Source organism: Solwaraspora sp. WMMA2065 (assembly GCF_030345075.1).
Taxonomy (GTDB): domain Bacteria; phylum Actinomycetota; class Actinomycetes; order Mycobacteriales; family Micromonosporaceae; genus Micromonospora_E.
In genome coordinates this window covers 3137399-3162721 of sequence record NZ_CP128361.1, presented here as the reverse complement: position 1 = coordinate 3162721, position 25323 = coordinate 3137399, and the positions used below count along the sequence as shown (strand labels likewise).

25 protein-coding genes are annotated in these 25323 nt (G+C 67.7%); 20 read left to right on the top strand and 5 right to left on the bottom strand.

Going from position 1 to position 25323, the window contains the following annotated elements; genetic code table 11:
- The first annotated feature begins 18 nt into the window (after window positions 1-18).
- The 6 genes from O7610_RS14220 (at window position 19) to O7610_RS14195 (ending at window position 5105) form a co-directional block, all read left to right on the top strand.
- Window positions 19-1314, top strand: coding sequence for an aspartate aminotransferase family protein (locus tag O7610_RS14220; RefSeq protein ID WP_281551228.1), 1296 nt, complete (start codon window positions 19-21; stop codon window positions 1312-1314).
- 2 nt (window positions 1315-1316) lie between these two features.
- Window positions 1317-1808: a type II toxin-antitoxin system RatA family toxin gene (locus O7610_RS14215; RefSeq protein ID WP_289213475.1), complete on the top strand. Its 492-nt coding sequence runs from the start codon at window positions 1317-1319 to the stop codon at window positions 1806-1808.
- Window positions 1809-1823: 15 nt separating this feature from the next.
- The gene (locus tag O7610_RS14210) at window positions 1824-2327 is read left to right on the top strand and encodes a hypothetical protein (protein ID WP_289213474.1); all 504 of its coding nucleotides are present in this window, start codon (window positions 1824-1826) and stop codon (window positions 2325-2327) included.
- Entirely contained in the window at window positions 2324-2992 is a 669-nt protein-coding gene (locus O7610_RS14205) for a flavin reductase family protein (RefSeq protein WP_289213473.1), read from the top strand. The genes O7610_RS14210 and O7610_RS14205 overlap by 4 nt, the downstream gene beginning before the upstream one ends.
- An 83-nt stretch (window positions 2993-3075) precedes the next feature.
- On the top strand, window positions 3076-4056 hold the full coding sequence (locus O7610_RS14200; RefSeq protein ID WP_281555679.1) for a ferritin family protein: 981 nt from the start codon (window positions 3076-3078) through the stop codon (window positions 4054-4056).
- Entirely contained in the window at window positions 4053-5105 is a 1053-nt protein-coding gene (locus O7610_RS14195; RefSeq protein WP_281551224.1) for a beta-ketoacyl-ACP synthase III, read from the top strand. Before O7610_RS14200 ends, O7610_RS14195 begins: the two co-directional genes overlap by 4 nt.
- 4 nt (window positions 5106-5109) lie before the next feature.
- Here O7610_RS14195 and O7610_RS14190 read toward each other — a convergent pair whose 3' ends face one another.
- A complete protein-coding gene (locus O7610_RS14190) occupies window positions 5110-5343 on the bottom strand; it encodes a hypothetical protein (RefSeq protein ID WP_281551223.1) in 234 nt (77 codons plus the stop codon).
- Between the two features lie 18 nt (window positions 5344-5361).
- Entirely contained in the window at window positions 5362-5553 is a 192-nt protein-coding gene (locus O7610_RS14185; RefSeq protein ID WP_281551222.1) for a hypothetical protein, read from the bottom strand.
- A gap of 232 nt (window positions 5554-5785) precedes the next feature.
- On the opposite strand from O7610_RS14185, the gene O7610_RS14180 reads away from it, so the two are divergent.
- The 9 genes from O7610_RS14180 to O7610_RS14140 all read left to right on the top strand — a co-directional run bounded on the left by O7610_RS14180 (window position 5786) and on the right by O7610_RS14140 (window position 18604).
- Window positions 5786-6016 carry an acyl carrier protein gene (locus O7610_RS14180; RefSeq protein WP_281551221.1) on the top strand — a complete coding sequence of 77 codons (231 nt, stop codon included), beginning with the start codon at window positions 5786-5788 and terminating at the stop codon, window positions 6014-6016.
- Window positions 6016-7236, top strand: a complete 1221-nt coding sequence (locus tag O7610_RS14175) for a beta-ketoacyl-[acyl-carrier-protein] synthase family protein (RefSeq protein WP_281551220.1) — start codon at window positions 6016-6018, stop codon at window positions 7234-7236. The genes O7610_RS14180 and O7610_RS14175 overlap by 1 nt, the downstream gene beginning before the upstream one ends.
- Window positions 7237-7395: 159 nt before the next feature.
- Window positions 7396-8508, top strand: a complete 1113-nt coding sequence (locus O7610_RS14170) for a fatty acid desaturase family protein (protein WP_281551219.1) — start codon at window positions 7396-7398, stop codon at window positions 8506-8508.
- Between the two features lie 67 nt (window positions 8509-8575).
- Window positions 8576-8905 (top strand): acyl carrier protein, encoded by a 330-nt coding sequence (locus tag O7610_RS14165; RefSeq protein WP_281551218.1) that lies wholly within the window; start codon window positions 8576-8578, stop codon window positions 8903-8905.
- Window positions 8902-14670 (top strand): type I polyketide synthase, encoded by a 5769-nt coding sequence (locus tag O7610_RS14160; RefSeq protein ID WP_281551217.1) that lies wholly within the window; start codon window positions 8902-8904, stop codon window positions 14668-14670. The genes O7610_RS14165 and O7610_RS14160 overlap by 4 nt, the downstream gene beginning before the upstream one ends.
- Before the next feature lie 63 nt (window positions 14671-14733).
- Window positions 14734-16341, top strand: coding sequence for a long-chain-fatty-acid--CoA ligase (locus O7610_RS14155; RefSeq protein ID WP_281551216.1), 1608 nt, complete (start codon window positions 14734-14736; stop codon window positions 16339-16341).
- A gap of 1 nt (window position 16342) precedes the next feature.
- The gene (locus O7610_RS14150; protein WP_281551215.1) at window positions 16343-17344 is read left to right on the top strand and encodes an LLM class flavin-dependent oxidoreductase; all 1002 of its coding nucleotides are present in this window, start codon (window positions 16343-16345) and stop codon (window positions 17342-17344) included.
- 19 nt (window positions 17345-17363) lie between these two features.
- On the top strand, window positions 17364-18152 hold the full coding sequence (locus tag O7610_RS14145; RefSeq protein WP_281551214.1) for a thioesterase II family protein: 789 nt from the start codon (window positions 17364-17366) through the stop codon (window positions 18150-18152).
- A gap of 8 nt (window positions 18153-18160) precedes the next feature.
- Complete coding sequence (locus tag O7610_RS14140; RefSeq protein ID WP_289213472.1) at window positions 18161-18604, top strand: PaaI family thioesterase; 444 nt, start codon at window positions 18161-18163, stop codon at window positions 18602-18604.
- A gap of 89 nt (window positions 18605-18693) precedes the next feature.
- On the opposite strand, the gene O7610_RS14135 is transcribed toward O7610_RS14140, so the two are convergent.
- The gene (locus O7610_RS14135) at window positions 18694-20109 is read right to left on the bottom strand and encodes an MFS transporter (RefSeq protein ID WP_281551212.1); all 1416 of its coding nucleotides are present in this window, start codon (window positions 20107-20109) and stop codon (window positions 18694-18696) included.
- 319 nt (window positions 20110-20428) lie between these two features.
- A complete protein-coding gene (locus O7610_RS14130) occupies window positions 20429-20794 on the bottom strand; it encodes a nuclear transport factor 2 family protein (protein WP_281551211.1) in 366 nt (121 codons plus the stop codon).
- Window positions 20795-21026: 232 nt separating this feature from the next.
- Here O7610_RS14130 and fabI point away from each other — a divergent pair, with 232 nt between their 5' ends.
- From fabI to O7610_RS14105, 5 genes are all read left to right on the top strand, one after another.
- On the top strand, window positions 21027-21851 hold the full coding sequence (gene fabI / locus O7610_RS14125) for an enoyl-ACP reductase FabI (protein WP_475052506.1): 825 nt from the start codon (window positions 21027-21029) through the stop codon (window positions 21849-21851).
- A 38-nt stretch (window positions 21852-21889) separates the two neighbouring features.
- Complete coding sequence (locus O7610_RS14120) at window positions 21890-22351, top strand: MaoC/PaaZ C-terminal domain-containing protein (RefSeq protein ID WP_281551209.1); 462 nt, start codon at window positions 21890-21892, stop codon at window positions 22349-22351.
- Between the two features lie 41 nt (window positions 22352-22392).
- Window positions 22393-23199: a helix-turn-helix transcriptional regulator gene (locus tag O7610_RS14115; RefSeq protein ID WP_281555678.1), complete on the top strand. Its 807-nt coding sequence runs from the start codon at window positions 22393-22395 to the stop codon at window positions 23197-23199.
- 65 nt (window positions 23200-23264) lie between these two features.
- Complete coding sequence (locus tag O7610_RS14110; protein WP_281551208.1) at window positions 23265-23687, top strand: hypothetical protein; 423 nt, start codon at window positions 23265-23267, stop codon at window positions 23685-23687.
- Between the two features lie 317 nt (window positions 23688-24004).
- Window positions 24005-24898, top strand: a complete 894-nt coding sequence (locus O7610_RS14105; RefSeq protein ID WP_281551207.1) for an IS982 family transposase — start codon at window positions 24005-24007, stop codon at window positions 24896-24898.
- Between the two features lie 116 nt (window positions 24899-25014).
- On the opposite strand, the gene O7610_RS14100 is transcribed toward O7610_RS14105, so the two are convergent.
- Window positions 25015-25296 (bottom strand): acyl carrier protein, encoded by a 282-nt coding sequence (locus O7610_RS14100; RefSeq protein ID WP_281551206.1) that lies wholly within the window; start codon window positions 25294-25296, stop codon window positions 25015-25017.
- Between the last annotated feature and the right edge of the window lie 27 nt (window positions 25297-25323).

Genomic DNA, 25323 nt, shown 5'->3' with positions numbered 1-25323 from the left:
CGATCGGAGGTGAACGGCATGACCATGGTCGGACCAGCTGTCGAACTGCCCGGCGCCGGCGCCGAACGGCGCACTCTGGATCTCTACCGGGCTCACCTGAGCAAGGGGAGGGCGACCCTGGCCGAACTGTTCGGGTCACACATGGAGGTCGGGTCGTCCGGCGCGTGGCTGGAGACCAGCGATGGCGAACGGTTTCTCAACTGCGGCGGTTACGGCGTCTTCATCATGGGTGCCCGGCACCCGACGGTGATGAACGCCGTCCTAGAGCAACTGCACCGCCATCCCATCGCCACCCGGATCCTGCTCGAGCCGACCGTCGCCGCCGCTGCGGAGGCGCTGATCTCCGTGGCCCCGAAGGGCCTGGACCGTGTGCACTTCGCGCTCTCCGGTGCGGAGGCTGTCGAGACCGGCCTGAAGCTGGCTCGCAGTCACGGTAAGCGTCGTATCGTCGCCACGCACCAGGGCTACCACGGCAAGACCATGGGAGCCCTGTCAGCCAGCGGAAAGGAGGTCTACCGCAGGCCTTTCGAGCCGCTGCTGCCCGGAGTGACCCGGGTCCCCTACGGCGACACCGGGGCGGTCGAACGCGAACTCGCCGCCCACCCAGGAGAGGTCTGCTTCATCGTCGAGCCGGTGCAGGGTGAGGGTGGAGTGATCATTCCGCCCTCGGACTACCTGCGCAGGGTGGCCACGCTGTGTCAGCGCTACCAGGGCTTCCTCATCCTGGACGAGGTGCAGACCGGGATGGGCCGGCTCGGCCACTGGTGGGGGGCGGACCTAGCCGGTGTGGTACCCGACGTGCTGCTGGTCGGCAAGGCGCTCGGCGGCGGACTGCTGCCGGTCTCCGCGGCGCTGGCCAGCCGTAACGCCTTCCGCCCCTTCGACAAGGATCCGTACCTGCACACCGGCACCTTTTCCGGCGCGCCTGTGCTGATGGCCGCGGTGCGCGGTGCCATTCAGGCGATCAAAGAGGGGCGGCTGGTCACGCGGGCGATGGAGATCGGGCATCGCCTACTGCCCGAGATACGCCGGATCGTGACGGCCAACTGCCCGGAGCTGGTGGTGGACGTACGAGGTGAAGGGCTGCTGATCGGCATCGAGTTGGTGGAAGCCGGACTTGCTGGCGAACTGCTCATCGAGCTGTTCAACCACGGGATCGTCGGAAACCACTCGATGAACGGCAGCTCGGTCGTGCGCTTCACGCCGCCCGCGATCCTGAGTGACTCGGACGTCAATTTTCTTCTCGAAGCGTTGGACGGTGCGACCCGCGATCTCGTGGACAAGCGTGCCCGTATGCCGGAAGGTGGTTACTGATCGTGCGTGAAGTAGAGCTTTCAGCCTTTATTCCCCGAGTTTCGCCGGAGACCGTGTTCGACGGCGTGGTCCGCTTCGAGCGCTATCCGGAGCTCGCGCCACATGTGGAGTCGACAGTAGTTCATCAGACCCTGCCCGAACTGACCGGGAGTTCGAGCTGGGAATTGCATTTCCGTAGTGGGCTGCTCCGCTGGACCGAGGAAGAGTGTTTCCGTCGCGACGAGCTGATCGTCGACTTCGCCCAGACCGACGGCGACTTCGACGTATTCAACGGGCGTTGGACGTTCGATCATGTCGCCGACGGTTGTCAGCTGCAGTTCTCCGCAGAGTTTGACTTCGGCATCCCGAGCCTGGAGGGGATCCTCGATCCGATTGCTGAACGGGTCATCAGGGAGACGGTGGCCTGGGTCGTTGTGGGGATGTTCGATGAGGTTCGCCTTGGCGGTGGCCTGGAAGTACCCGGACTGCGACCGACGTCGGTCGCATCGACCTGATTGGAGAGGTAGATCATGGATCAGAAAAATCCGTTCGAAACTCCGAACACGTTTCGACTACACCGGGCTGAATATCTGGTTGGCTTCGTGGTCAGCGCAGTGCTGCTTGTCATGCACTGGGACGAAATTCGCTGGCTGCCGGCCATCGCGCTGTTTCTCTACATCGATCTGATCGGCTACCTGCCGGGGGCCATCGCCTACCGGCGCAGCAATTCGAAGAAGATTTCGAAGGTGTACTACGTGCTCTACAACGTCATGCACAGCCTGATCACCCAGGCTGTCGTGGTGGGTCTGTGGATGTTGTTCATCGGGCCGGAGTGGGCGCTGCTGGTCATTCCGTTCCACCTTTTCGGTGACCGTGGTTTGTTCGGCAACTTCCTGAAGCCGTTCGGAATGCCGTTCGAGCCGGTTCCTCATCCCCTCTACGCCAAGCTGATCGACTCGATCCAGTCGCCGGGTCGCTCGAAAGCCGACACTGCACCTGAGTCGCTCGTCGTCCATAGTGGATCGTCGAAGTGAACAGCGTTGAGGCGCGGACCGGCAGAACCAGGCTGGCCGATCCGGCGGCGAACCAGCGGGACGATCCGGCGACGGACCAGATGCCCGGCAACGCCGAGGCCGGGCGCAGCCGGGCTGCTGTACGCCAGATCGCATCGGGGGTTGCGGTTCTGGCGGTGGACACCGGTCGCGCCATGCACGGCGTCACCGTCAGCTCGTTGACTGCGGTGTCGCGGGATCCCCTGCTGGTTGGCCTCTGCCTACACCGGGGTTCGCAGTTCCTCAGTCTGCTCCAGGCCCACCGGTCGTTCGCGGTCAGTGTTCTCGACGCCACTCAGGCAGAACCGGCGAAATGGTTCTCCGACCCGCGCCGCCCCCACGGCCGGGCGCAGTTCGAGCATGTCCCGTGGCAGCCGGACCGGATCAGCGGTGCGCCCTTCATCGTCGGCGCGCTGGCCTGGCTGAGTGCCCGGCTGGTCCGCATCGTCGACGCCGGCGACCACGAGCTGCTCCTTGCCGAGGTCACGGGCGGCTCGGTCGGAAGAGGCCGGCCACTGCTAAACCACGCGGGCCGACTGCACGAGGTAACCACCATGACCCTGGTCTCGCCAGCGTCGGCCAGCCGTAGCGACGACACGGACAGCCAGGCGGCGGGCCAGCACAGCGGCCGCAGGCAGCAGCCGTAGGACCCGACGGCACCTGCCGGACGTTCCAACGCGTCCGGCAGCCGGTGCCGCACCAAACCGATCCAGAGGTGAAGGAGCCGATGATGACCCGGACGGTGCCGCCCGAGGCGGACTGGGACGACGCGCCGACCCTGCTCGACGGCGCGATGAATCTCAACCTCACCGCCGAGCAGTGCAATCTCGCGTACTGGCTCTCGGCTGTCGCGCAGGGAACCTTGCGCGGACGTGCCGAGACCGGGCACCTGCCGACTGCGGCCACGCCTGAGCACATGTTGCGGCCAGGACCGCTTCGGGACGCGCTGGTGATGGAGCTGGGCTACCGGTCCATCGCGGAGGAGAAGGCGACCCGCATCCTCGCCCACTACGTCGCCCAGGCACCGGGGGTGCCGGAGCTGGAGTTTTACACGACGCAGCTGGTCGACGAGGCACGGCACGCCATGGTGTTCCGCAACCACCTGGTCGAGCTCGGCCTGGCGAAGGAGGACCTGGAGGCGACGATCGCCAAGATGTCGGCCGACTACACCAGGGAGATCCTGGACCCGGTCGAGGAGTTCGCAACCCGGACGGTGCGCGACGAAGGGGACTTCATCGGCGGCGTCGCGATCTTCACCATTGTCATCGAAGGGGTGTTGGCACCCGCAGCCGAGCTGAGTGAACGCAAGTGGCAGGTGCTCGACCCGGCCGCGAGTGAGATCGCCCGCGGTGCCTCCATCGACGAGATCCGGCACCTCAGCGTCGGCAGCTCGATCCTGCGCGATCATCTCGCGGCCCATCCGGACTACCGGTCGCGCCTGCTGGACATCCTTCGGCAAGGCCGGCAGCTATGGGACGACCTGCCGGAGGAGGCCTACATCATGCGGCGCGAGACACTGTTCCAGGAAGGATTAGCACAGTATGCCGACATAGTGGGCGACTACGAAGTGTGGCCCGGCCGTCGGCTGTTGGACACCACACCGGCTGAACGCTACGCCACTGCGGAGCGCTGGACCGACGAGATGGCGGCGGTACGGCTGCGATACATGGGCCTGACCGATGCGCTGCCGGTGCTGGGGCTGCCGGTATGAGCGGGAGTCGACACCGTACCCGGCGGATGGCCGGCGCGCCGGTCACGACCCGGTCGGCGGTGATCGCCGGCGTCGGATCCTGGGTGCCGCCCCGGATCGTCACCAACGAGGAACTCGCTCGCCACCTCGACACGTCCGACGACTGGATCCGCAGCCGGACAGGCATCGCCCGCCGGCATGTCGTGGACCCAGGGGTCGGCACTGCGGCACTCGCCATCGAAGCGGGTGCGGCGGCGTTGAAGTCCGCCGGCGGCGACGTGGACTCGGTGATCGTGGCCACCTCCACCCCGGAACGGCTGTGTCCGGCCACCGCGCCGCAGGTTGCCGCCGGGCTCGGGCTCAGTGGCGTGGCCGCGCACGACGTCGCGGCCGTCTGCAGCGGGTTTCTCTACGCGTTGAACAGCGCTGCCGGGCAGATCGCGACCGGCACGGCGGACCGAGTCCTGGTCGTCGGGGCCGACGCGTTCTCCACGATCGTCGATCCCACTGATAGGCAGGCGGCCGTGATCTTTGCCGATGGCGCCGGGGCGGTGGTGCTCCGCGCGGGGTCCGCTGCGGAACCGGGTGCCCTCGGGCCCTGCGTACTCGGTAGCGATGGCGAGTTCGCCGAACTGATCATGATCCCCGGTGGTGGGTCGGCCCAGCGATCGACAGGACGCCTGCCAGGTTCGGAGGATCTCTGGTTCCAGATGCGTGGCAGGGACGTCTACCGGCATGCCGTCGAACGCACGTCGAACGCCGCGCTGGCCGCCCTCAAGCAGGCTGGCTGGGATCCCGCGGACATCGACTGGTTCGTGCCGCATCAGGCCAACGCGCGGATCTGCACCGCGATCGCCGAACGCCTCGGGATCCCGATGGACCGAGTCGCGTCGAACATTGAACGCGTCGGCAACACGGCCGCCGCGTCCATTCCGCTACTGATCGCAGAATTGGCGGCGGCACGGGCATTCGACCCCGGTGCTCGGGTGCTGACCGCTGCCTTCGGCGGTGGCCTTACCTGGGGCGCGACCACCTTTACTTGGCCTGTGACGCACGGCTTCGGTTACTGACCGGTCAATCGTTGATTGACCATGGCGGATACATGCCTCGCTGTGCGACGGACCGAACAGCAGAAGGAATCTGAATGTGTGCCCGGAACTGGCTGGTGATCAGTTTGTCGATGTCCTTGATCTGCCGGTCCAGGTCCAGCAGTTGCTGGGCGAGCCGGGCGACGAGGACCGCGGTGGTGGCCTCACCGGGCGGTCGCGAAAGTTGCTGCTCGGCTGCGGCCAGGGCGGTGGCGGCCATATCGTAGATGCCCTTGGGTTAGGCTTGCTGCTCGCGCAGGAACTCCTCGATGCCCGCGAGACCGGCGTCGCGGATTGTCTGCGAGGTCTGAAAGCCGGTGAGCAGGTTCAACGCGGAGCGCGTCGAGTAGTCGAAGGCGCGTTCCAGTGCGGGGAAGATCCCGGTGAGCATGTCACGCAGCCGGTTGACGCTGCGGACCCAGTCGGCCATCAGGTCCTCGTGGTGCGATCTCAGGCGGGTCAGCTCCGTGGACAACTGCGCCAACAGGTCCCTGAACAGCGACGGTCCGCATCAGATCTGAATCGGTGGTCAGGGCGTCCAGAACGACAGGGCGGCCGTTCCTTCCGAGCCACCGTGCGGCAGACGCCTGATCAGCCACACCCCATCGTCCCGGGCATCCGGGGCACCAACACCGAACAAGATCAACCTTAGGGAGATACCGATGTTCGAGCAGCTGACGGAAATCATCGCCCGCAAGTTCCAGTTGGACCGGACAACGCTCGCCCCAGAGATGACGTTCCAGGACCTGGAGCTCGACTCGCTCGACATGGTCGAGCTGAGCCTGGTGATCGATAAGGAACTGGGAGTACCCGTCTCCGACGACGAGTTGATTCAGGCAGGGACGATCGGAGCGGTCCGCGATCTCGTCGAATCCCGCAGCACGAGGGTCTGATGTCCACCTGCGACGTGGCGGTGACCGGGCTGGGCCTCGTCAGTCCGGCCGGTATCGGAGTCGAGGCCAACTGGCACCGGGTGTGCGCCGGGATGCCGACCGCGCAGACCGATCCGCTGTTGAACGACTGCCCGGTGGACATCTCCTGCCGGGTGCCGGGCTTCGCGGCGGACCGGATGCTCGGACCGCGGCGGGCCCGGCGCCTCGACCGGTTCGTTCAGCTGACGGTGCTGGCGGCCGAGGAGGCGGTCACTGACTCCGGACTCGACGTTCGCGACTGGGACGGTGCACGGGTCGGGGTGGTCCTCGGATGTGCCGATGGTGGTCCGGGCACCGTCGAGGAGCAGCACCGCGTCCTGCTCACCGAAGGTGCCGGACAGGTCTCGCCGCTGCTGCTGCCGAGGCAGCTACCCAACATGATGGCCGGCCAGGTCTCCATCGAACTCGGCGCGACCGGTCCGAGCCTGGTGGTCGCCACGGCCTGCGCGTCCGGTGCGACCGCGATCGGACTCGCCCGAGACCTGCTGCTGCTGCGGCGCTGTGACATCGTCGTCACCGGCGGCGGTGAGGCCATGCTGACCCCGCTGGTGATGGCCGGGTTCGCACAGATGGGCGCGCTGTCACGACGCTGTGACGACCCGTCCGCTGCGTCGCGTCCGTTCGACTCGGCCCGGGACGGCTTCGTGGCCGGCGAAGGCGCGGGTGTGCTGGTGCTCGAACGGCTCGCCGACGCCCAGGCCCGCCGGGCGCGGGTCCGGGCGCGGATCGCCGGCTTCGGTGCCAGCGCCGACGCCCACCATGTGACGTCCCCGGATCCTCAGGGACGGGGAGCCGAGGCCGCGGTCCGCGGCGCTCTGGCTGACGCCCAAATCGCACCCAGTGAGGTGGAGCACGTCAACGCCCATGGCAGCGCGACTCCGTTGAACGACCTGGTGGAGGCACAGATGCTGCGCCGGGTGGTCGGCCGGGGCGCGCTGGTGACCTCGACCAAGGGAGTAACCGGCCATCTGTTCGGTGCGGCCGGCGCGGTGGAGACCGCGTTCACAGTGCTGGCGGTGGAACGCGGCATGGTGCCACCGACTGCCAACCTCGACGAACCCGATGGACGGCTCGACATCGATATCGCACAGAAGCCGACCCCGCTGCGACTCGATATCGCGCTCAGCACCTCGCTCGGATTCGGCGGCCAGAACGCGGCGGTTCTGGTCGCTCGAGCCTGACCGTTGCCGGCCCGCACCGGCCGCAACCCGTCGCGGGCACTACTCGTCTCAGGCGCAGCAGCGCCCGTCCAGCGCACTCAGTCAGCGTCCGGTCAGGTGTCGGTCAGCGCTGAGCAGCAGGCTCATGAGCAGGTTCGCATCCAGGAAGGAGAATGATCCATGCAGGCCAACCAGCAAGATCTGGCCACCGGCGCCGGGCCGGCGAGAAGCGGCCTGGTCGGCGCCGATCCCGCTTCAGCGACGGCCAGTGAGGTGGGTGCGCATTTCGCGGTACTCGCCAGGGAGGTCCGCGCCGCCGGGCTGCTGGATCTCGCGCCGAAGCGGTACTACGCACGATTGGCCTTCAACGCGGCGATGTTCGGCGCCGGTCTGGTGGCGTTCTTTCTGATTGGCGACTCGTGGTGGCAGCTGGCGGTGGCGGCCTGGATGGGTCTCAGCTGTGCGCAGAGTGCGTTCATGTGGCACGACGCCGGGCACAAGGCCATGTTCCGTGGCAGGGCGGCCACCGCGATGGGGCTGATCCACGCGAACCTCGTCAACGGCGTGAGCTACGGGTGGTGGGTGAACCACCACAACCGCCACCACAGCTTCCCGAACAACATCGACCTCGATCCGGACATCGGCCGGCGTACGGCGATCTTCGACATGAGCCAGTACGCGACCCGCACCCGGTGGGGCCGTTTCGTGGTTCGCCACCAACGCACGCTCTTCTTCGTCCTGCTGATCTTCGAGGGCTACAAGATGCGGCGCACCTCGCTGCTCGCCGTCTTCAATGGGAATCTCCGCCAGCCGGTGCAGGAACTCGTGCTCATCCTGGCCAACATGGCCGTCTACCTGGGGCTGCTGTTCGTCGTCCTGTCGCCGGTCAAGGCCGTCGCCTTCGTCGTGGTGCAGCAGGCCGTCCTCGGCGTTTACTTCGGCCTCATCTTCGCGCCCAACCACAAGGGCATGGAGGTGCGTGCCGGCGAGGAGTCGCTGGACTGGTTGGAACGTCAGGTCCTGACCTCGCGCAACATCCGTCCGTCCCCGTTGGTCGACTTCCTCTACGGCGGGCTCAACTACCAGGTCGAGCATCACCTCTTCCCGACGATGCCACGGATGAACCTCAACCGGTGCCGGCCGATCGTGCAGCGCTACTGCGGTGAGCACGACATCCCGTACCGCGAGGTGACTCTGTTCGAGTCGTACCGCGAGGTCGCGTCGTTCCTGCACGAGGTCAGCGAACCCGCCCGACGTCCCTTGCCGGTCGCGACCGGATCCGCCGGCACCTGATCCCGTACGTCTCCCGATCCGCCGGACCCGCGACTGCGGGCGTCTACGACGAAGGTGTGGCCAGAGCATGCCCGACGAATTTTCACTGCACGCGCTCCCGCTCGCCGAGCGACGGGATGCGGTGGAGAGCTTCGTGCTCGATCAGTTCAAAGCGGCACTTCTGATGGAGAGCGATGACGATCTCCCGCTGGAGAGCGGATTCTTCGAACTCGGCTTGACGTCCCTGAGCCTGATCGAGCTGCGCCGGACACTTGAGCGGCGCCTGGGCCTGCAGATCGACACTCGGGTGCTGTTCAACCAGCCGACGATCGCGCAGCTGGCCGACTACCTGATGCGCGAACTCGACGCGCCCGAGCGCAGCGACGCCGAACGCCGGGACGCGGAGGTCGCCCGATGACCGACACCGTCGCCCCGTCCACCGCCGCCGTGCGGTCGGCTGACCTGGACGAGCCGATCGCCGTTGTCGGCGTCGGGTTGAGATTCCCAGGCGGCTGCGACTCGCTCGACGACTTCGACGCATTCCTGCGCGACGGGCGGTCCGGCATAGTGCCCCTGCCGGTCGGCCGGTGGGACGTGGCGGCCTTCACACCCGCCGCGCCGGGGGAGAAAGGCAAGATCCATACGACCGGCGGCGGGTTCCTCGAACGGATCGACCACTTCGACGCCGGGTTCTTCAACATATCGCCGAAGGAGGCCCAGTACATCGACCCGCAGCAACGAATGCTGCTCGAGACCGCCTGGCAGGCACTGGAGAACGCCAACATCGATCCGACACCGCTGCGCAGGGGGAACGGTGGAGTCTACGTCGGAGCGAGCTCGATCGACTATGCGTTGGAGATCAGCGAGATTCCCTACGCGGAACTCGACGGTCATCTCGCGTCGGGAATCACGATGTTTCCCCTGTCCGGCCGGCTGTCGTACTTCCTCGGCTGGCGGGGACCCAGCCTCAGCGTGGACACGGCCTGCTCGTCGTCACTGACCGCTCTGCATCTGGCGGCAAGCGGACTGCGTCGAGGCGAGTGCGACATAGCGCTCTGTGCCGGGGTGAACGCGTTGCACCACCCCCGGATCCCGGTGATCTTCTCCCACGGACAGATGCTCGCCCCGGACGGTCAGTGCAAAACCTTCGACGAGTCGGCCGACGGCTACGTGCGCGCCGAGGGTTGTGGCGTACTGGTCCTCAAACGGCTGTCGTCGGCCATCGCGGACGGCGACACCGTGCTGGCCGTCGTGCGGGGCACTGCGGTCGGTCAGGACGGTGACAGCGCTGGACTGACCGTGCCCAACGGCGCAGCGCAGGAACAGACCATCCGGACCGCTCTCGCCGCGGCCCGGCTGCGCCCGGCGGACATCCAGTACGTGGAAGCACACGGCACCGGCACCCCGCTCGGTGATCCCATCGAGATGGGTGCCATCAACGACGTGTTCGCCGAGTCGCGTACCCACCAGTCACCGGTCCTGGTGGGTTCGGTCAAGACCAACCTCGGCCACATGGAGCCGGCCTCCGGTATCGTCGGCCTGATCAAGGTTGTCCTCCAGATGCGGTCAGCGACGATCTACCCGCACCTGAACCTGCGGACCCCGTCAGGGCGGATTCCCTGGGACAGCTATCCGGTCCGGGTGCCGACCGAGTGCCAACCCTGGTCGGCACCGGTACGCCGGGCGGTGGTGAACAGTTTCGGATTCGCCGGAACCATCGCGGTCGCCGTACTGGAACAGGCACCCGCGCGGCCGGCGGCGCTGACGGCCACTGGGCCGAGCGCCGCCCGGCACGTGTTCACCATCTCTGCCAAGAACCACGCCGGGCTGACCGCGCTCGCCCAGCGCTACCAGCGGCTGCTCGCCGAACAGCCCGAAGTCGACCTGGCCCGGCTCTGCTACACCACCAACGTCGGGCGGACCCATTTCGGCCAACGCCTCGCGGGCGTTGCCGCCGACCGGGCCCAGCTCGACACGCTGCTGGCCGGCCTCGACGCCCAGCCGGACGCCCGGCCGAAGGCGCCGATCCGCAAGGTGGCGTTCATGTTCACCGGGCAGGGCGCCCAGTACGCCGGAATGGGGGCCGCCCTTTACCGCCGGTTCCCGGTCTTCCGCAACTGGGTCGACCAGTGCGACGAACTGTTCGCTGGGCACCTCGGTCGGTCAGTACGCGCGTTGCTCCTCGACGAGGCGTCGGACCCGGAAGCGATCGACCAGACCTGGCTCACGCAACCCGCGCTGTTCACGCTGGAATTGGCCCTGGCCAGGTTGTGGCTGTCCTGGGGGATCCGGCCGAGCGTGCTGATCGGGCACAGCATCGGCGAGGTCGTGGCGGCGGCGGTCGCCGGGCTGATCACGCTGCCGGACGCGGTGACCCTCGTCGCCGTCCGGGGCCGGCTGATGCAGTCGGTGAGCCGACCCGGCGGGATGGCCGCCGTGCACGCGGAAATCGAGGAGGTCGAGCCGCTGTTGGCGGCTCAGCCTGAACTCGCCCTGGCCGCGCACAACAGCCCGACCCAGTGCGTCGTCTCTGGAGCCGTCGGACCGCTGGAGGAGGTGATCCGGAGGCTGAGTGAGCGCGGCGTCCGGGTGGACCGGCTCGCGGTGTCACACGCGTTCCACTCGCCACTGATGGCGGAGATCTTCGACGAGTTCCGGGCCGCGCTCGACAGGATCACCTTCCAGGAACCCGACATCGCCATCGTGTCGAACGTGACCGGTGCACCGGCCCGCTTCGCGGAGATCGGAAACGTGGAGTACTGGGTCCGGCACGTCGCCGAACCGGTGCAGTTCCTGTCCGGAATCCGGTCCCTGGTCAAGCGGGGGCGACACGCGATCGTCGAGATCGGCCCGGCCGGGGTCCTCACCGCCCAGGCACGGCAGTGCGTCAACGCCGACGACCACGTCTGGGTAGCCAGCCTCAGCCGGCGCGACCGGACCGACGAAACGACCCTGCGCTGTCTGGCGGCGCTGTACAGCGCCGGGATCGCGGTGGACTGGCGTGGCCTGCACGACCGCCGAAAGCCCACGATGTCGCTTCCGACGTACCAGTTTCAGCGGCGGCGGCACTGGCTGCCCGCCCCGGGTCGGTCCGCCACCCGCTCCACCGGGTCGGTCGGCAGCGGGCATCACCCGCTGCTCGGCAGGGACACCGGTACGCCTGAGCGCCGTGAGTTCACCAGCGAGTTCTCGTCACTGGATCTGCCGTTGGCGGCAGATCACGTGGTCAACGGGGAAGCGACCGTGCCGGCTTCGGCGTACGTCGAGTTGCTGCTGGCGGTGCAGGAGGAGCTTTTCGGTCAGCACCGTGGGGTCGTACGAGATCTGGTCCTGCACGCGCCGCTGATCCTGACCGAGCAGCCGCGTACGGTGCACACCCGGTGCGTCACTGGTCCGGACGGCACGGTGGCGGTGGAGGTGCTGAGCGTCGTCGGCGACGCCCCGATAAAGCACCTCACCGCGTTGGTCGAGGACGCCGACACCGCCGTCGGGCCGGAGGAGGTACCGCAGCCGCAGGTCCCGGCCGTGGAAGCCGGCGCTGTCTGGCCCCCGCAGTCCCGTGACGGTGACAGCGCCTACCTGGACCTGGCCTCGGTCGGCCGCGTCTACGGTCCGCTGCTGCGGCGGCTGGAAGAGGTGCTCCGCGATGGTGCCTCGATCGCCGGTCGACTCACCAACCGGCGCGTGAGCCCTGGTGAGTTCTTCCCGATCGACGTGCTCGAGGCCGCGTTGCAGGGGATAGCGGCCGTGCACGACGCCGGTCCGGCCGCCGGCCCCCTCATGATCGGAACGACGCAGGTGCTACGTCGGCCGCGAGCCGGTCAGATCCGCTTCCAGGCACGGCTGCGCGTTCCTGTGGACGCCACCGATCTCGGCTCGGTCGACCTGTGGCTGTTCGACGGGGACCGGCTCGCCGCCCGGCTGCACGGCATTCGGTGGGGGTTCCGCGACGCCACCCGGCAACGGTTCTTCACCCATCGGCTCAGTTGGCTGCGGGCGCAGCCGGATCGGCAGGTGACCGAGGCCACCCGGCGGGTGCTCGTCATGAATGCCGAGCCGGCGCTGGCGGAAGCCCTCCGCGAGGCCGGGACGCGCGAGGGCGTGGGGGTGCTGGTGATACCGGAGGCCGATGGCGCCCCGGCGGCTCTGGCCGAATCCGGCGTCACCGATGTGGCCTGGTTCTGGCGCGGCGGCGGTACGGAATTCTCAATGTCCGAACTGCACCGGCAGTCCGAAAACCACTACCGTGAACTGCTACGAGTGATCGCGGCTCTGGACGCCGCACCCGTCGAGCGGCGACCCCGGCTGTGGCTGGTAACCAGGGGGGCACAAATGCTCCCCGGCGACGAGCCGGCGGCGGTGGGGCTCTGCGCCGCTTCCTTGTGGGGATTCGGCCCGGTCCTACTTACCGAGTATCCGCAGTACCGCGCGACGCTGGTCGATCTCGCGCCTGCCGCCGGGTCGGGGATACCTGCCGACCTCGCCGATCCCGCCGACCTGGCTGCGTTGGTCCGCGAGTGGAGTACCCCCCGGCCGGACGATTTCCAGGTCGCGTTCCGTAACGGCCGACGATTCGTACGCCGGCTGCTGCCGGGCGAGAACACGCCGCCCTGGCCCGGTGGCTTCGTCGTGTCCGGGCCGGACGCGCCGGCCGGTGCCGCGGCGCGGTACCGGATCACGCCGGCTCCGACCGTCGTGCCCGGTCCGGGACAGATCGAGGTGCTGGTCGATGTCGTCGTGCCAATCGGTCCGGAGCTGACCCGCAGCGTCTGCGCGGGTACGGTGTCGCATGCTCCAGCCGACCGCGAGTTTCGCGTAGGAGACGTCGTCGTGGTCAGCTACGAAGGCGAGCCGGCGAGCCGGATAAATGTGTCGGACGCCATCCTGGTACGGCCGGGCGCGGACGCGGTTGAGATCGCGGCCGGGCGAGCCGCCGTCTCAGCTGGCCAGGACCGCCTCGCCGAGGGCGGGCTCATCCGGTACGGGCCAGACGAAGTGGATGAGGTGGCGAGACTGCTCCGGGACGGTGCCGCGCCGGGCAGTGTGGCCCTGGCCCTGACCGACGTCGGCGCGGACGCGTCCGCCACCCCGGGACGGCTCCGCCGTCTCCGGGCGGACCGGACGTACGTGATCACTGGTGGCCTGGGCGGGCTCGGTCTGGTGACTGGGCGACGGTTGGTCGAGGGCGGTGCCCGTCAACTCGTCCTGGTGAGCCGCAGCGGGCGAGCGACTCCGGAGGCGGAGTCGATCCTCGCCGAGTTGCGGGCACAGGCCGAGGTGACCGTGCTCGCGGCCGACATCAGCCAGCCGGCAGACGTGGCCGACCTGGCCGAGCGGCTGCGTGGCATGCCGCACCCGGTCGGCGGATTCGTGCACGCGGCGGGTGCGGTCGGCAAGGAACTCATCGCGAAGCTCGACTGGCCGGCGATCGAGGAGCAGTTCGGTCCCAAGGTGTTTGGCGGATGGCTGTTGCACGAGCTCAGCCTCAGCTGCCCGGAGCACGAGTTCTTCGTGATCTACTCCTCGATCGCGGCCGTCATCGGCGGCGCGACCCAGGCTCACTACGCCGGGGCGAGCGCCTTCCTGGACGCGTTGGCCACCTGGCGGAGAGCCCTTGGGCTGCCTGGTCTCAGCTTGAGCTGGGGTGCCTGGGGCGAGGTCGGCATGTCGGCCCGGCTCGACGCACAGTTGAGCCAGGAGGTCGACCGCAGCGGCGTCCGGTTCTTCTCCCCTGCGCGGGCACTGGACACCCTCACTCACCTGTGGGACCGACCGGTCGCGCATCGGGTGGTCGGCGAGTACGACTGGGACCGGATCGCGAGTGCACTGCCACTGGACAACGCCCTGTACTCGCGTGTCTCCGACGGCCGGCCGTCCGGCCCTGCCGGCAGCGATCTGCTCGAGCGGTTGCTGAGCCCGGAGGTCGACCGGAGCGCCGCCATCGGCGACTTGGTCCGAGCGAAGGTGGCGCAGGTATTGCACCTCGATGACCCGAGTGAACTTGACCCTGCCGCCGAGTTCGTTTCACTCGGACTCGACTCACTGATGACAGTCGAGATTAAGAGTGGCCTGGAATCGGCGCTGCGGATCCCGCTGCCCGCGTCGTTGACCTTCGACCACCCGTCGGTACAGGAGCTGGTTGATTTCCTGGACCGGCGGTTCGCCGCCGAGTACCTCGGCTGACCGCCGGGCCGATACCCCTACCTGGTCCCGCGGATCGGTCCCGCTGCCATTCTGGAGGATTGTGTGGAAGACCTGCCTGAACAGTGGACATTGCCGGTCACGTCCGCGGCGCATGCGCGTGACCGCGGCGATCACGTGGCGATCCGCTGTGCGGATCGGGCACTGACGTACGCGCAGCTGCACCGGGACAGCAACCGGACTGCGCACCGGCTGCGCCAGGCCGGTGTCCGTGCGGGGACCCGCATCGCCTATCTCGGCAAAGAGTCGGAACACTACTACTCGACGGTGCTTGCCGGCGCCAAGATCGGCGCAGTGCTGGTCCCGGTCAACTGGCGGCTCACCGCAGGCGAGGTCGACCACATCCTGCGGGACTCCACAGCTGAACTGCTCTTCGTGGAGCGTGAGTTCCGGCCGGTGGTCGACCGGGTGCGTCCGGATCTTCCGACGCTTCGCGAGGTGGTGGAGCTCGACGCCGAGGACCCTGACGACCCGGGTGCGGGACTGCGGTGTTGGCTGGCCGACGCGTCGGACGCTGACGTACATCACCATTGCGGTCCGCACGACCCGGTCGTACAGATCTACACCAGCGGGACGACCGGCAAGCCGAAGGGGGTCGTCCTGGCCCATCGCAGCTTCTTCACACTGCCTGCTGCGATGCGTGCCGCAGGGGTCGACTGGATCGACTGGCGGGCCGACGACGTCAGCCTCATCTCATTGCCCGGTCTGGGCATCGCCGGGATCGGTTGGTTCATGCACGGCTTCAACGCCGGCGCCACCAACGTGGTGATGCGGATGTACCTTCCGCAGGAAGCGGTCCGACTCATCCAGCAGTACAGGGTGTCCATTACGTTCGTCGCTCCCGCCATGCTCGCGATGATGCTCGCCGAACACGGTGTCGGCCCGCACACGTTCGCGTCGATGCGGAAAGTGGCCTACGGCGCCGCGCCGATCTCAGCCGGACTGCTCCGCCAGTGCCTGGAGACGTTCCGCTGCGAGTTCGCGCAGATCTACGCCAGCACCGAGACCGGGACGGTGGCGGTCTGCCTGCCGCCAGAGGCACACGTACCGGGCAGCCGACTGCTGGGCGCGGCAGGTCGGGCCTGCCCGGGCACCGAGATCAAGGTGGTGGACCGGGAAGGCCGTGAAGTCCCACCGGGCAAGACGGGCCAGGTGTGCATCCGTACCCCAGCCCGAATGCTGGGCTACTGGAATCTGCCCGACGCCACGGCACAGACGCTCGTTGGTGACTGGCTGTACATGGGTGACGCCGGCCGGCTCGACGAAGACGGCCACCTCTTCCTCGGCGATCGGATCAACGACACCATCATCGTGGCCGGGCAGAACGTGTACCCGGCAGAGGTCGAGAAGGAGCTCGCCGACCATCCCGCAGTCGCCGACGTCGCCGTGGTGGGGATGCCGCACCCCCGCTGGGGCGATGCGGTCCACGCCTGTGTGGTGCTGCGCCCCCAGCGCCAGGCGACCCGTCGCGAGCTGCTGATGTTCCTCCGCGGTCGGGTAGCCGATTACAAGATCCCGGTCGAATATCACATTGTCGAGGATCTGCCGCGCAATCCGTCGGGAAAGATTCTCCGCCGACTGGTCCGGGAACGCCTTGCCGCCGGGGCCGCTGCCGACCTCGCAGTCGCTTCGTCAGCATCGGAAGGAGACTGAGGTGTCCGTCATCGACCAGCCCTTTCGGATCGGGGTTCTGCTGCCGACCCGGGAACAGGCGATAACCGACAACATCGACATGGCGCAGATCCTTGACTTCGCGCGGCGAGCCGAGCTGCTGGGCTTCGACTCGTTGTGGACCGGAGACTCGCTGGTGGCGCGGCCGCGGTTGGACCCGCTGGTGGTGCTCGCCGCCTGCGCCGCCGTGACCAGCCAGGTTACTCTCGGTACGGCCGCTATGACGCCGGCATTGCGGCATCCGCTGATCGGCGCCAACATGATCGCCAGCCTTGATCATGCCTGTGCCGGCCGGCTGGCTCTCGGCCTCGGCTCGGGATTTCCGATCCCTGAGACGGAGGAGGAGTTCGGCATCGTCGGCGCTGTCTTCCCCGGCCGCGCCAGCCGGCTCGACGAGATCGCCGACCTGTGGCGGGCGGCCTGGGGCGCCAGCCGCAGTGACGGTCAGGTCGACTTCACCGGACGGTACTGGCAGGCGAGCGGCCTGCACCGGCTGCCCACGCCCTACCGGACCGGAGGACCGCCGCTCTGGCTGGCCAGCAGCGACACCCCCCGGGTGCTGCGGCGGGTCGCCGAACGGTACGACGGGTGGCTGCCCTTCCTACCCACGGCGTCTGCGTACGACACGGCCTGGCAGACGGTGCTGGCGCACTGCCGGGAGCTGGGCCGACCGCAGGGCGCGGTGACCCCAGGCCTGTACGCCACGGTGACCATCGGTGACAGCAAGGCCGAGGCCGAGGCTGAGTTGGCGGACTACCTGCACCGGTACTACGGCCGGTCGTTGGAGACGATGGCCAGGATTCAGGCGTACGGCTGGGGCAGGGCCGAGGAGTGCGCCGACTGGCTGCTGGGATACCTGCGTTCCGGCACCCGGCACGTGGTGATCCGGATCGGGTCGCTGGATCCCAGCCGGCAGCTGGACCAACTGGGCGCGGTGGTCCTGCCGGCGCTGCGAGAAGCAGCCGTCCCGTTGGCTACTACCTGATCCGGACCGGAGGTCGATCATGACTGACTATGTCGGGCAGACGTCGGAGGCTGGGCAGTGGCTGCATCCGCAGGAGCCGTCCGCCGACGCCAGAATCCGCCTGTTCCTCTTTCCACATGCCGGCAGCGGAGCGATCATCTATCGAGACTGGCCGGAGTTGCTGCCGTCGGACATCGCGGTTCAGGCGGTTACTCTGCCTGGCCGGCACAACCGGCGTGAGGAGGAGGCGTACGACCGGTGGGAGCCGCTGATGGACGCCCTGTACGAGGCGGTCGTCAGCGAACTCGACCATCGTCCGTACGCCTTCTTCGGACACTGCATGGGGTCACAGTTGGCGTACCAGTTGACTCAGCGGATCGAGGCCGAGGGCGACCCTGGACCGATCGTGCTCGGAATGTCCGGCTGGGCGCCGCAGGGCTTCTTCCAGCCGACGGACGAACAGAGCCGGATGTCGGAGTCGGAGATGGTCAAGTGGATCAAGAAGCTTGGCTCCTTCCCAGCGGAAATCTATGACAATCCGGAGATGCTGGCGCTGGTGGTTCCGGCGTTGCGTGCCGATCTGGCGATCTGCGCGCAGTACGTCGACGAGCCGGCAGTGGTCGGTTGTCCGGTGGTCTCGTACGGTGGGGCGTCGGATCCGCTCATGCAGCGGCGGGACGCCATGCAGTCGTGGCGCGACCGTACTCCCCGGTACCTCGGCAACAGTGAGTTCCCTGGCGGCCATTTCTACATCGACGCCCACGCACTGACCGTCACTACCGACTTCGCGCGTCACCTCTACCGGCTCGAATCGTCGAGGGTCCGTTGACACCGTCCGTGGACGGCCGTGACGAGGCCACCGCAGCGGCCGTCACCAGCCGGACCCTGCCGGACATCATGCCGATGTCGGCGACCCTCGATATCCGGTTTGGACAGCTGAACCAGGACTGGGTAGTCGGCGAGATGGACTGGCAGGCGCGGCTCTGCACGGCCGGCGGCGTGCTGCACGGGGGCGCCCTGGTCACCTTGGCGGATTCGGTGGCGGGTGTGTGCGCTTATCTGAACATTCCCGCTGGCGCGGTTACCTCGACCATCGAGCTGAAGGTGAACTTCTTCGCCCCGGTCCGGCAGGGTACGGTGCGAGCGGTTGCGAGGCCGTTGAGCGTCGGTCGTAGTGTCGTCGTGGTTCAGACGGATCTGCAGCTTGTGCAGGCCGGGCTGGCAGACGGTGAGCATCCTGCGGTGGGGATCGTCGTTCAGTCCCAGATCGTGCTCGGCTGACGCGCTCACGCCGTTCGACACAGACGGTAGCTCCACCGGGGTGTCCGCGAACCGTCCACGGTTTGCGGACACCCCGATTGCGTGCGGGGTCAGTTCCTGCGGTAGCCGGCCTGTTCCACCTGCACTGGTAGGTCGACCGACGTCCCGGTGGTGCGGTCGCCGAGCCGCAGGACCGCGACGATCATGACGACCACGCAACCGGCGATGACGGTGAACAACCAACCGGCGCCGGCGTTGGTAAGGATCGGTAGTAGAACGAAGGGCAGCAGAGCGGCGCTGAGCCGCGACAGCGAGTAGGCCGCGCCGGCCGCAGTCGTTCGGAACGCGGTGGGGTACTGTTCGGACAGATAGACGTGCGACGCGGTGGAGAACACGTTGCTCAGCAACGTGTAGCTGAAGCCGAAGGCGACGATGGCGACGGCGTTGCCGGCCAGGCCGAAGCCGATGCCGCTCGCCGCCATCAGCGTGGCCGACACACAAATCAGCGTCCGTCGCTCGACGCGGTCGAGAATGGGCACGGACAGTAGGGAACCGATCGGATAGCCGAGGAAGGACATCGCGGTGTAGCCGAGCCCGGCGACGATGTCGAATCCCTTGACCGCGAGCACCTGTGGTGCCAACGTGCCGAATCCGTAGTATGCCGTCACCGAAAGCAGGCAGAACGTCCAGAGCATGACGGTGCGGCGCCAGTACAGCGGCCCGAATAGCTCGCGGTAGCCGGGGCGGGGGCGGGGGCGGGGGCGGGGGCGTCCGAGCATGCTCGGTGTCGTGCCGGCCGGTGGCTGCTGGATTCCGGCCTGCCGTTCGAGCCCGCTGACGATTGCCTCGGCTTCGGCGGTCCGGCCCTGTTCGGCCAGCCAGCGTGGGGATTCGACCAGCCTGCGCCGCAGGATCCAGATGAGCGCGGTGCCGAGCGCGCCGATGATGAACACCCAACGCCAGCCAGCGAGTCCCAGGATCGTCCGCGGTGCGAGCCAGAGCGCGGTGAACCCGACGGCAGGAACGCCGCAGAAGGCGATGCAGTAGGCCCAGCCGATGAAGCGTCCGCGGCGGCGGGCGGGCAGTACCTCCGCCAGGTAACAGTCTGCCAGTGTCTGCTCTGCGCCGATCCCCACACCGGCGATGAAACGGGTAACGATCAGCCAGGCGACGTTCGGCGAGAATGCACCGAGCAGGGTGAAGACGCTGTAGACGGCGAGGTTGAGCATGAACGCCCGACGGCGTCCAATGATGTCGGACAATCGGCCGAGCAGTATCGATCCGAAGAACTGGCCGATGAATCCGGACGCCAGAAAGAGCTTGAGGGCGTTGCCGTCGACACCGAACTCGACCTGTAGGACCTTGGACACCGTGCCCGACAGGTTGCTGTCGAAGTAGTCGAAGAACAGCCCGAGACCGATCAGCAGGGTGAGCGTACGGTGCGCGCCGGTGATCGGCATCCGGTCGAGCCGGGTGCCGATCGACGAACTGTACGCCGGCTCGGACATGGTGGTGGAGTGCGTCAAGGGGAGCTCCAGCCGTCAGGCCGCCCGCTCACCGGTGGGCCGGCACGAAGCCAGTCAGCCGAACCGTCACGTCGCCGGCAGCGGGCGGCAGGTTGCCGGCGGTGGCCAGGGTCGCCCGGCGCGACAGGAGGGGTCGCCGTGGTACGGGCGCGCTGCCCGGACGGCGAGCAGAACGGTTCGGCCGCCACCCCGCGACGGGTTGCGGCCTCAGGGCAGCGGCGATCTGGCCAAGGCCCATTGGTGTGAGCCTTGGCCAGATCGCCGCCGGACAAGGAGCCCGAAGGCCGGATGGCCAGGCCATCCGTGGGGAAGGGGCCGGTCAGCCGGGAAGTTTGTCCAGGAACCCGTAGATCGTTGCGAGCCGGCCGTCCGAACCGACCTTGATCACGTCGAACCCGATCGCCAAGGGCTCGTCCGCTCCCGCCGGCGCTAGCCCCCAGGTGAAGCGGGCCAGGTCGTGGTGGGCGTCGACGGCGCCGGCGAGCGTGAACACCATCCCGGGGAACTGCTGTTGCACCGCGCCGATGAGTGCGTTGAACGCCTCGTGTCCGCTTACGTCCGCCATCGGGTCGGTGAAGACGATGCTCTCCTGGCAGAGATCGCGAATCTGCTGCGTGCGCGCCTGTGCGTCCGGCTCGTTCCAGATCTCGAGGTACCGTTCGACGATCTTGGTGACTTCACTCATGAAACGCCTAGCTCCGTTTCGGTAGAGGCAGCCAAGCTGCTGGGGTCGACAGTCGATGAAAATATGGCACGCTGCGGTCGGCCCGTCGATTACCTGGTGGGTAATGAGGGCTGAGATGGCCGGATCAGTGCTCTGTCAATGTCTCGTCAGCTGGCTGTCGGACAATGAAGACGACAGGAAAGCGGAAAGGCCGCGACGCCGGCCTTCACCCTCGACGACGATGGGAGATACGATGCTATTGGCTGGCAGGAAGATCCTGGTCACCGGCGTGCTCACCGACCGATCGATAGCATTCGCCGCCGCCCGACTGGCGCAGGAGCAGGGCGCGGAAATCGTCCTCACGGGATTCGGGCGAGGGCTGTCGATTACCATGGTCGTGGCAGAGAGACTGCCACGACCATGTCCGGTGCTGGAGCTCGACCTCACTGATCCCGATCACCTGGTGGCTGCGGCAGCCGATTTGCAGTCACGATGGGGACGGTTGGACGGCCTCCTGCACGCCGCCGCTTTCGCGCCGCCGTCGGCGTTGGACGGCAACTTCCTGCACACGCCGTGGCCTGACGTGGCGCGGGCGATCGAGGTCTCCACCTACTCCTTCGCGGCGATCGTTCGAGCGTGCGCTCCGTTGTTGGCGAAGGCCGGTGGCGGATCGGTCGTCGGTCTCGACTTCGACGCCCGCCAGGCCTGGCCCGGCTACGACTGGATGGGGGTGGCGAAGGCCGGCCTGGAGAGCTGCTGTCGGTATCTGGCCCACGCGCTGGGGCCGCAGGGCACCCGGGTGAACCTGGTGGCCTCCGGCCCGCTGCGGACCGTCGCGGCCACGGCGATCGCCTCGTTCGGGACGCTGCAGACGGCCTGGGACCGGTCGCCGTTGCCCTGGGACGTGAATGACGCCCTGCCGGTCGGCCGGGTGATCTGCGCACTCTGGTCGGACTGGCTGCCTGCGGTGACCGGCGAGGTGATCCACGCCGACGGCGGGGTGCATGCGATGGGCGCGGCTTCGGTACCGACGGCCGCCGCCACCAGCGGGAGGCGCGACGCCGCCGAGGTGCGCTGATGCATCGGCTGGCCTGTCCTGCCAATCTGCCTGCACTGGTGGGAGCCGACCTCGGCACCAGCGACTGGAAGCGGATCGACCAAGAGCTGATCGACGACTTCGCGCGCATCACTGGTGACCGGCAGTGGATCCACGTCGACCCGGGCCGGGCCGGGGCCGGGCCATTCGGCCGCCCGGTGGCGCACGGTTTTCTGGTGGTGGCACTCATTCCTGCGATGATCGACGAGGTGATCACCGTGGACGGGGTGGACCATGTCCTGAACAAGGGCGTGGACGGGATTCGGCTCGGCGCCGCAGTGGGCGTCGGGGCGTGCCTGCGTGCCCAGATCGAGTTGCGGTCGGCGCGGGCACGCCCGCGGGGGTACTGGGAGTCGGTCTTCGGCGTACAGCTGGAGACCAGGGACGGCGCGACCCCGACGGTCGTGCTGCGGACCAGCGTCACCTACCTGTACGGTGCTGGCGACCGCCAGCCTGTTCGAAAGACCTTACCTGCTAGGTAATCGACGCGATGTAGTCGGTGGTGCACAATGAGCTGATGTCCATCACCATGACCAGGTCGGCTGCTGGTGAGCTGTTGCGGGACTGGCGGCGGCGCCGGCGGCTCAGCCAGCTCGAACTCGCCATCAGGGCAAACATCTCCACCCGCCATCTCAGCTTCCTGGAGACCGGCAGGTCGGCCCCAAGCCGGGAGATGGTGCTCCAACTCGCAGACCAGCTCGACCTGTCGTTGCGCGAGCGCAACCGACTGCTGATGGCGGCCGGCTACGCGCCGGTGTACTCGGAGACGCCGTTGGACGAGCCGTCGATGTCGCTGATCCGGGCTGCGGTCCGCCAGGTACTGACCGGCCACGAGCCCTATCCAGCGGTCGTCGTGGACCGGGGTTGGAATCTCGTTGAAGCGAACACCAGCCTCGGCGTGCTGACCGATCTCGTTTCGCCGTCACTGCTCGCCCCACCGGCGAACGTTCTGCGGGCAAGCCTGCACCCGGAAGGGCTGGCACCACACATCGTCAACCTTGGGGAGTGGCGGGCCCACCTGCTCCACCGGTTGCGTCGGCAGGTGGAGGCCAGTGGCGACCCGGTGCTGGCCGAGCTGCAGGAGGAGCTGTCCGGCTACCCGGGCGACGATTCCGGCGACGTGGAGCTGACCCTGGTCGACAGCATCGTCGTCCCGCTACGGGTCCGGCGGGGCGGGGGCGTGCTGAGTATGTTCACGACAGTCGCGACGTTCGGCACTCCACTGGACATAACGGTCGCGGAACTGTCGATCGAATCGTTCTACCCGGCTGACGAGGCCACCGCGCGCGAGTTGCGGGGCCTACCCGGTTTCGCGCTATCGACCGGCTGATATTCGGTATTTGCTTATCTCATAGGTAATCGACAGCGCGACCAATGGGCTGGCAAGGTCGTCCCATGACTACTCCTGCCGCCGCGGCACGCGGCTCCGTTGCAGACGGCACATCCGACAAGTTCCTCCGACTCGCGTTGAAGCTGGATGCCGTGGTTACCAGTCTGAATGGACTGGCGTACCTCGTGGCGGCCAGCATGCTCAGTGATCTTTTCGACCTGTCCACCGGATTCCTGCGGGGAATCGGGGTCTTCCTGCTGGTATTCGGTGTCGGCGTGTGGATCGTCGGGACCCGTTCGGTGATCAGCGCCAGCGCCGCAGGTATGGTGGTGTTCGTCAATGTGATTTGGGTGTTGGCAAGTCTGGTGGTGGCGGCTGCCGGGCTCGGTGATCCCTCCACCATCGCCCGCGTCTGGATCGTCATGCAGGCAGCGGTCGTCGGCCTGTTTGCCGTTCTGCAGATTATCGGGCTGCGCAAGCAGTCCTGACCGGGCTCGGTCGGGCGGGGACCCACTGGTGACCCGCGCACGGTTGGCCCGGGCCAGCGTTGCGGTCGGTCCGGGCAACCGGGCCGGCCGCGTCGGATCCGGCACCTGAGGTACGAGGTCTGCGGTCCCGACGTCAACCCCTATCCACCGGCGCGATCGCGGCCCGGGGCGTCACCCGCCCGGTCGACGGGACAGGGCGTCCCGATGAGCGCTGCTGCCGGCTCGACCTGCGCGACGTTCCCGCTGCTCCTAGACGAGTAGTTCCGAAGTCAGGGGTCGATGTCCGGGCATGAGGAGAGGGCATCCAAGATCATGTTGTGACGCAAGACCTGGACACCCTCTTGACCGCACTGTACGTGAAGATCGACGACAGCATCCGCACGCCCCGGTGGCGCGGCAGACCACCACTGCTGACCGACTCCGAACTGGTCTGCCTGGCCGTGGCGCAGGTCCTGCTCGGCGCCCGTTCCGAAGCCCGCTGGATCCGCTACGCCCGGGTCCACCTGGCCGGCATGTTCCCCTACCTACCGCAGCGGCCCGGCTACAACAAACGGCTCCGCGCCGCCCTCCCGCTGATCAAGAAGACGATCCGGAACCTGGCCCGCGACAGCGACTTCTGGTTCGACAACCACTGGATCGTCGACTCCACCCCGGTGCCGTGCGGCATGTCCCGCCCCACCGTGCAACGTTCGGACCTGGCCGGCTGGGCCGGATACGGCTACTGCGCCTCCCACTCCCGGTTCTTCTGGGGACTGCGCCTGTACCTGGTCTGCACCCCGACCGGGATGCCGATCCTGTGGGCCCTGGCGAACCCGAAGATCGGCGAGCGGGAGGTCCTCGCCGCGATGCTGGAGGTCGAGGCCGGTGTCGTCGCCGAACACGACGGCATCCTGTTGATCAGCGACAAGGGCTTCGCGTCCGGACCACTCGAGCGGGAACTCGCCGACCAGGGCATCACCCTGCTACGCCCGTCACGCAAGCGGGAGAAGGCCCGCTACGGCGAACCGATGCTCAAGAAGGTCCGGCAGCTGATCGAGTCGGTCAACGACACCCTCAAGGGCCAGCTTGATCTTGAGGAACACGGTGGGCGGACCTTCGTCGGCGTCGCCGTACGGGTGGCCCAGCGACTCCTCGCGATGGCCGCCGCGATCTGGCACAACAACAAGACCGGCGCACCCGTCACCCGGTCCCTGATCGCCTACGACCACTGACGGGACTTCGGAACAACTCGTCTAGTCGAGCGACCGGCTCACCCGGCACCGACGGACAGTGACGCCGTGTCGGACAGGCATCGAAGCCGGCGCCTTGGCGGGTAATGACCGATTCGTCACCCGGTGGTGGCGACCCGGTCCGGCTCCGCCTCGTCGCGGGCGTCGACGATTGCGGCCACCAGGTCGTCCAGAGTGTCCATCCGCTGGCCGGAGCCGTCGAACTCCACCTCGACGCCGAACTCGGCCTCGACGGCGTCGACCAGACGGAGCAGGCCAAGCGAGTCGACTCCCAGCGCGATCAGCGATCCGCCGCCGGTCAGCTGGTCGATCGGCACCGTGCCGCCGGTCGCCTCGTCGACCAGCTCCATCACCCGCTGCCGCAGCGTCGTCGTGTCCACCGAATCCTCCTTCGTCTCCACCTTGTT

Coding starts and splice junctions, on each gene's coding strand:
- O7610_RS14220 (WP_281551228.1), top strand. CDS start 19: ATGACCATGGTCGGACCAGCTGTCGAACTGCCCGGCGCCGGCGCCGAA.
- O7610_RS14210 (WP_289213474.1), top strand. CDS start 1,824: ATGGATCAGAAAAATCCGTTCGAAACTCCGAACACGTTTCGACTACAC.
- O7610_RS14200 (WP_281555679.1), top strand. CDS start 3,076: ATGACCCGGACGGTGCCGCCCGAGGCGGACTGGGACGACGCGCCGACC.
- O7610_RS14195 (WP_281551224.1), top strand. CDS start 4,053: ATGAGCGGGAGTCGACACCGTACCCGGCGGATGGCCGGCGCGCCGGTC.
- O7610_RS14190 (WP_281551223.1), bottom strand. CDS start 5,343: ATGGCCGCCACCGCCCTGGCCGCAGCCGAGCAGCAACTTTCGCGACCG.
- O7610_RS14185 (WP_281551222.1), bottom strand. CDS start 5,553: ATGGCCGACTGGGTCCGCAGCGTCAACCGGCTGCGTGACATGCTCACC.
- O7610_RS14180 (WP_281551221.1), top strand. CDS start 5,786: ATGTTCGAGCAGCTGACGGAAATCATCGCCCGCAAGTTCCAGTTGGAC.
- O7610_RS14175 (WP_281551220.1), top strand. CDS start 6,016: ATGTCCACCTGCGACGTGGCGGTGACCGGGCTGGGCCTCGTCAGTCCG.
- O7610_RS14170 (WP_281551219.1), top strand. CDS start 7,396: ATGCAGGCCAACCAGCAAGATCTGGCCACCGGCGCCGGGCCGGCGAGA.
- O7610_RS14165 (WP_281551218.1), top strand. CDS start 8,576: ATGCCCGACGAATTTTCACTGCACGCGCTCCCGCTCGCCGAGCGACGG.
- O7610_RS14160 (WP_281551217.1), top strand. CDS start 8,902: ATGACCGACACCGTCGCCCCGTCCACCGCCGCCGTGCGGTCGGCTGAC.
- O7610_RS14145 (WP_281551214.1), top strand. CDS start 17,364: ATGACTGACTATGTCGGGCAGACGTCGGAGGCTGGGCAGTGGCTGCAT.
- O7610_RS14130 (WP_281551211.1), bottom strand. CDS start 20,794: ATGAGTGAAGTCACCAAGATCGTCGAACGGTACCTCGAGATCTGGAAC.
- fabI (WP_475052506.1), top strand. CDS start 21,027: ATGCTATTGGCTGGCAGGAAGATCCTGGTCACCGGCGTGCTCACCGAC.
- O7610_RS14110 (WP_281551208.1), top strand. CDS start 23,265: ATGACTACTCCTGCCGCCGCGGCACGCGGCTCCGTTGCAGACGGCACA.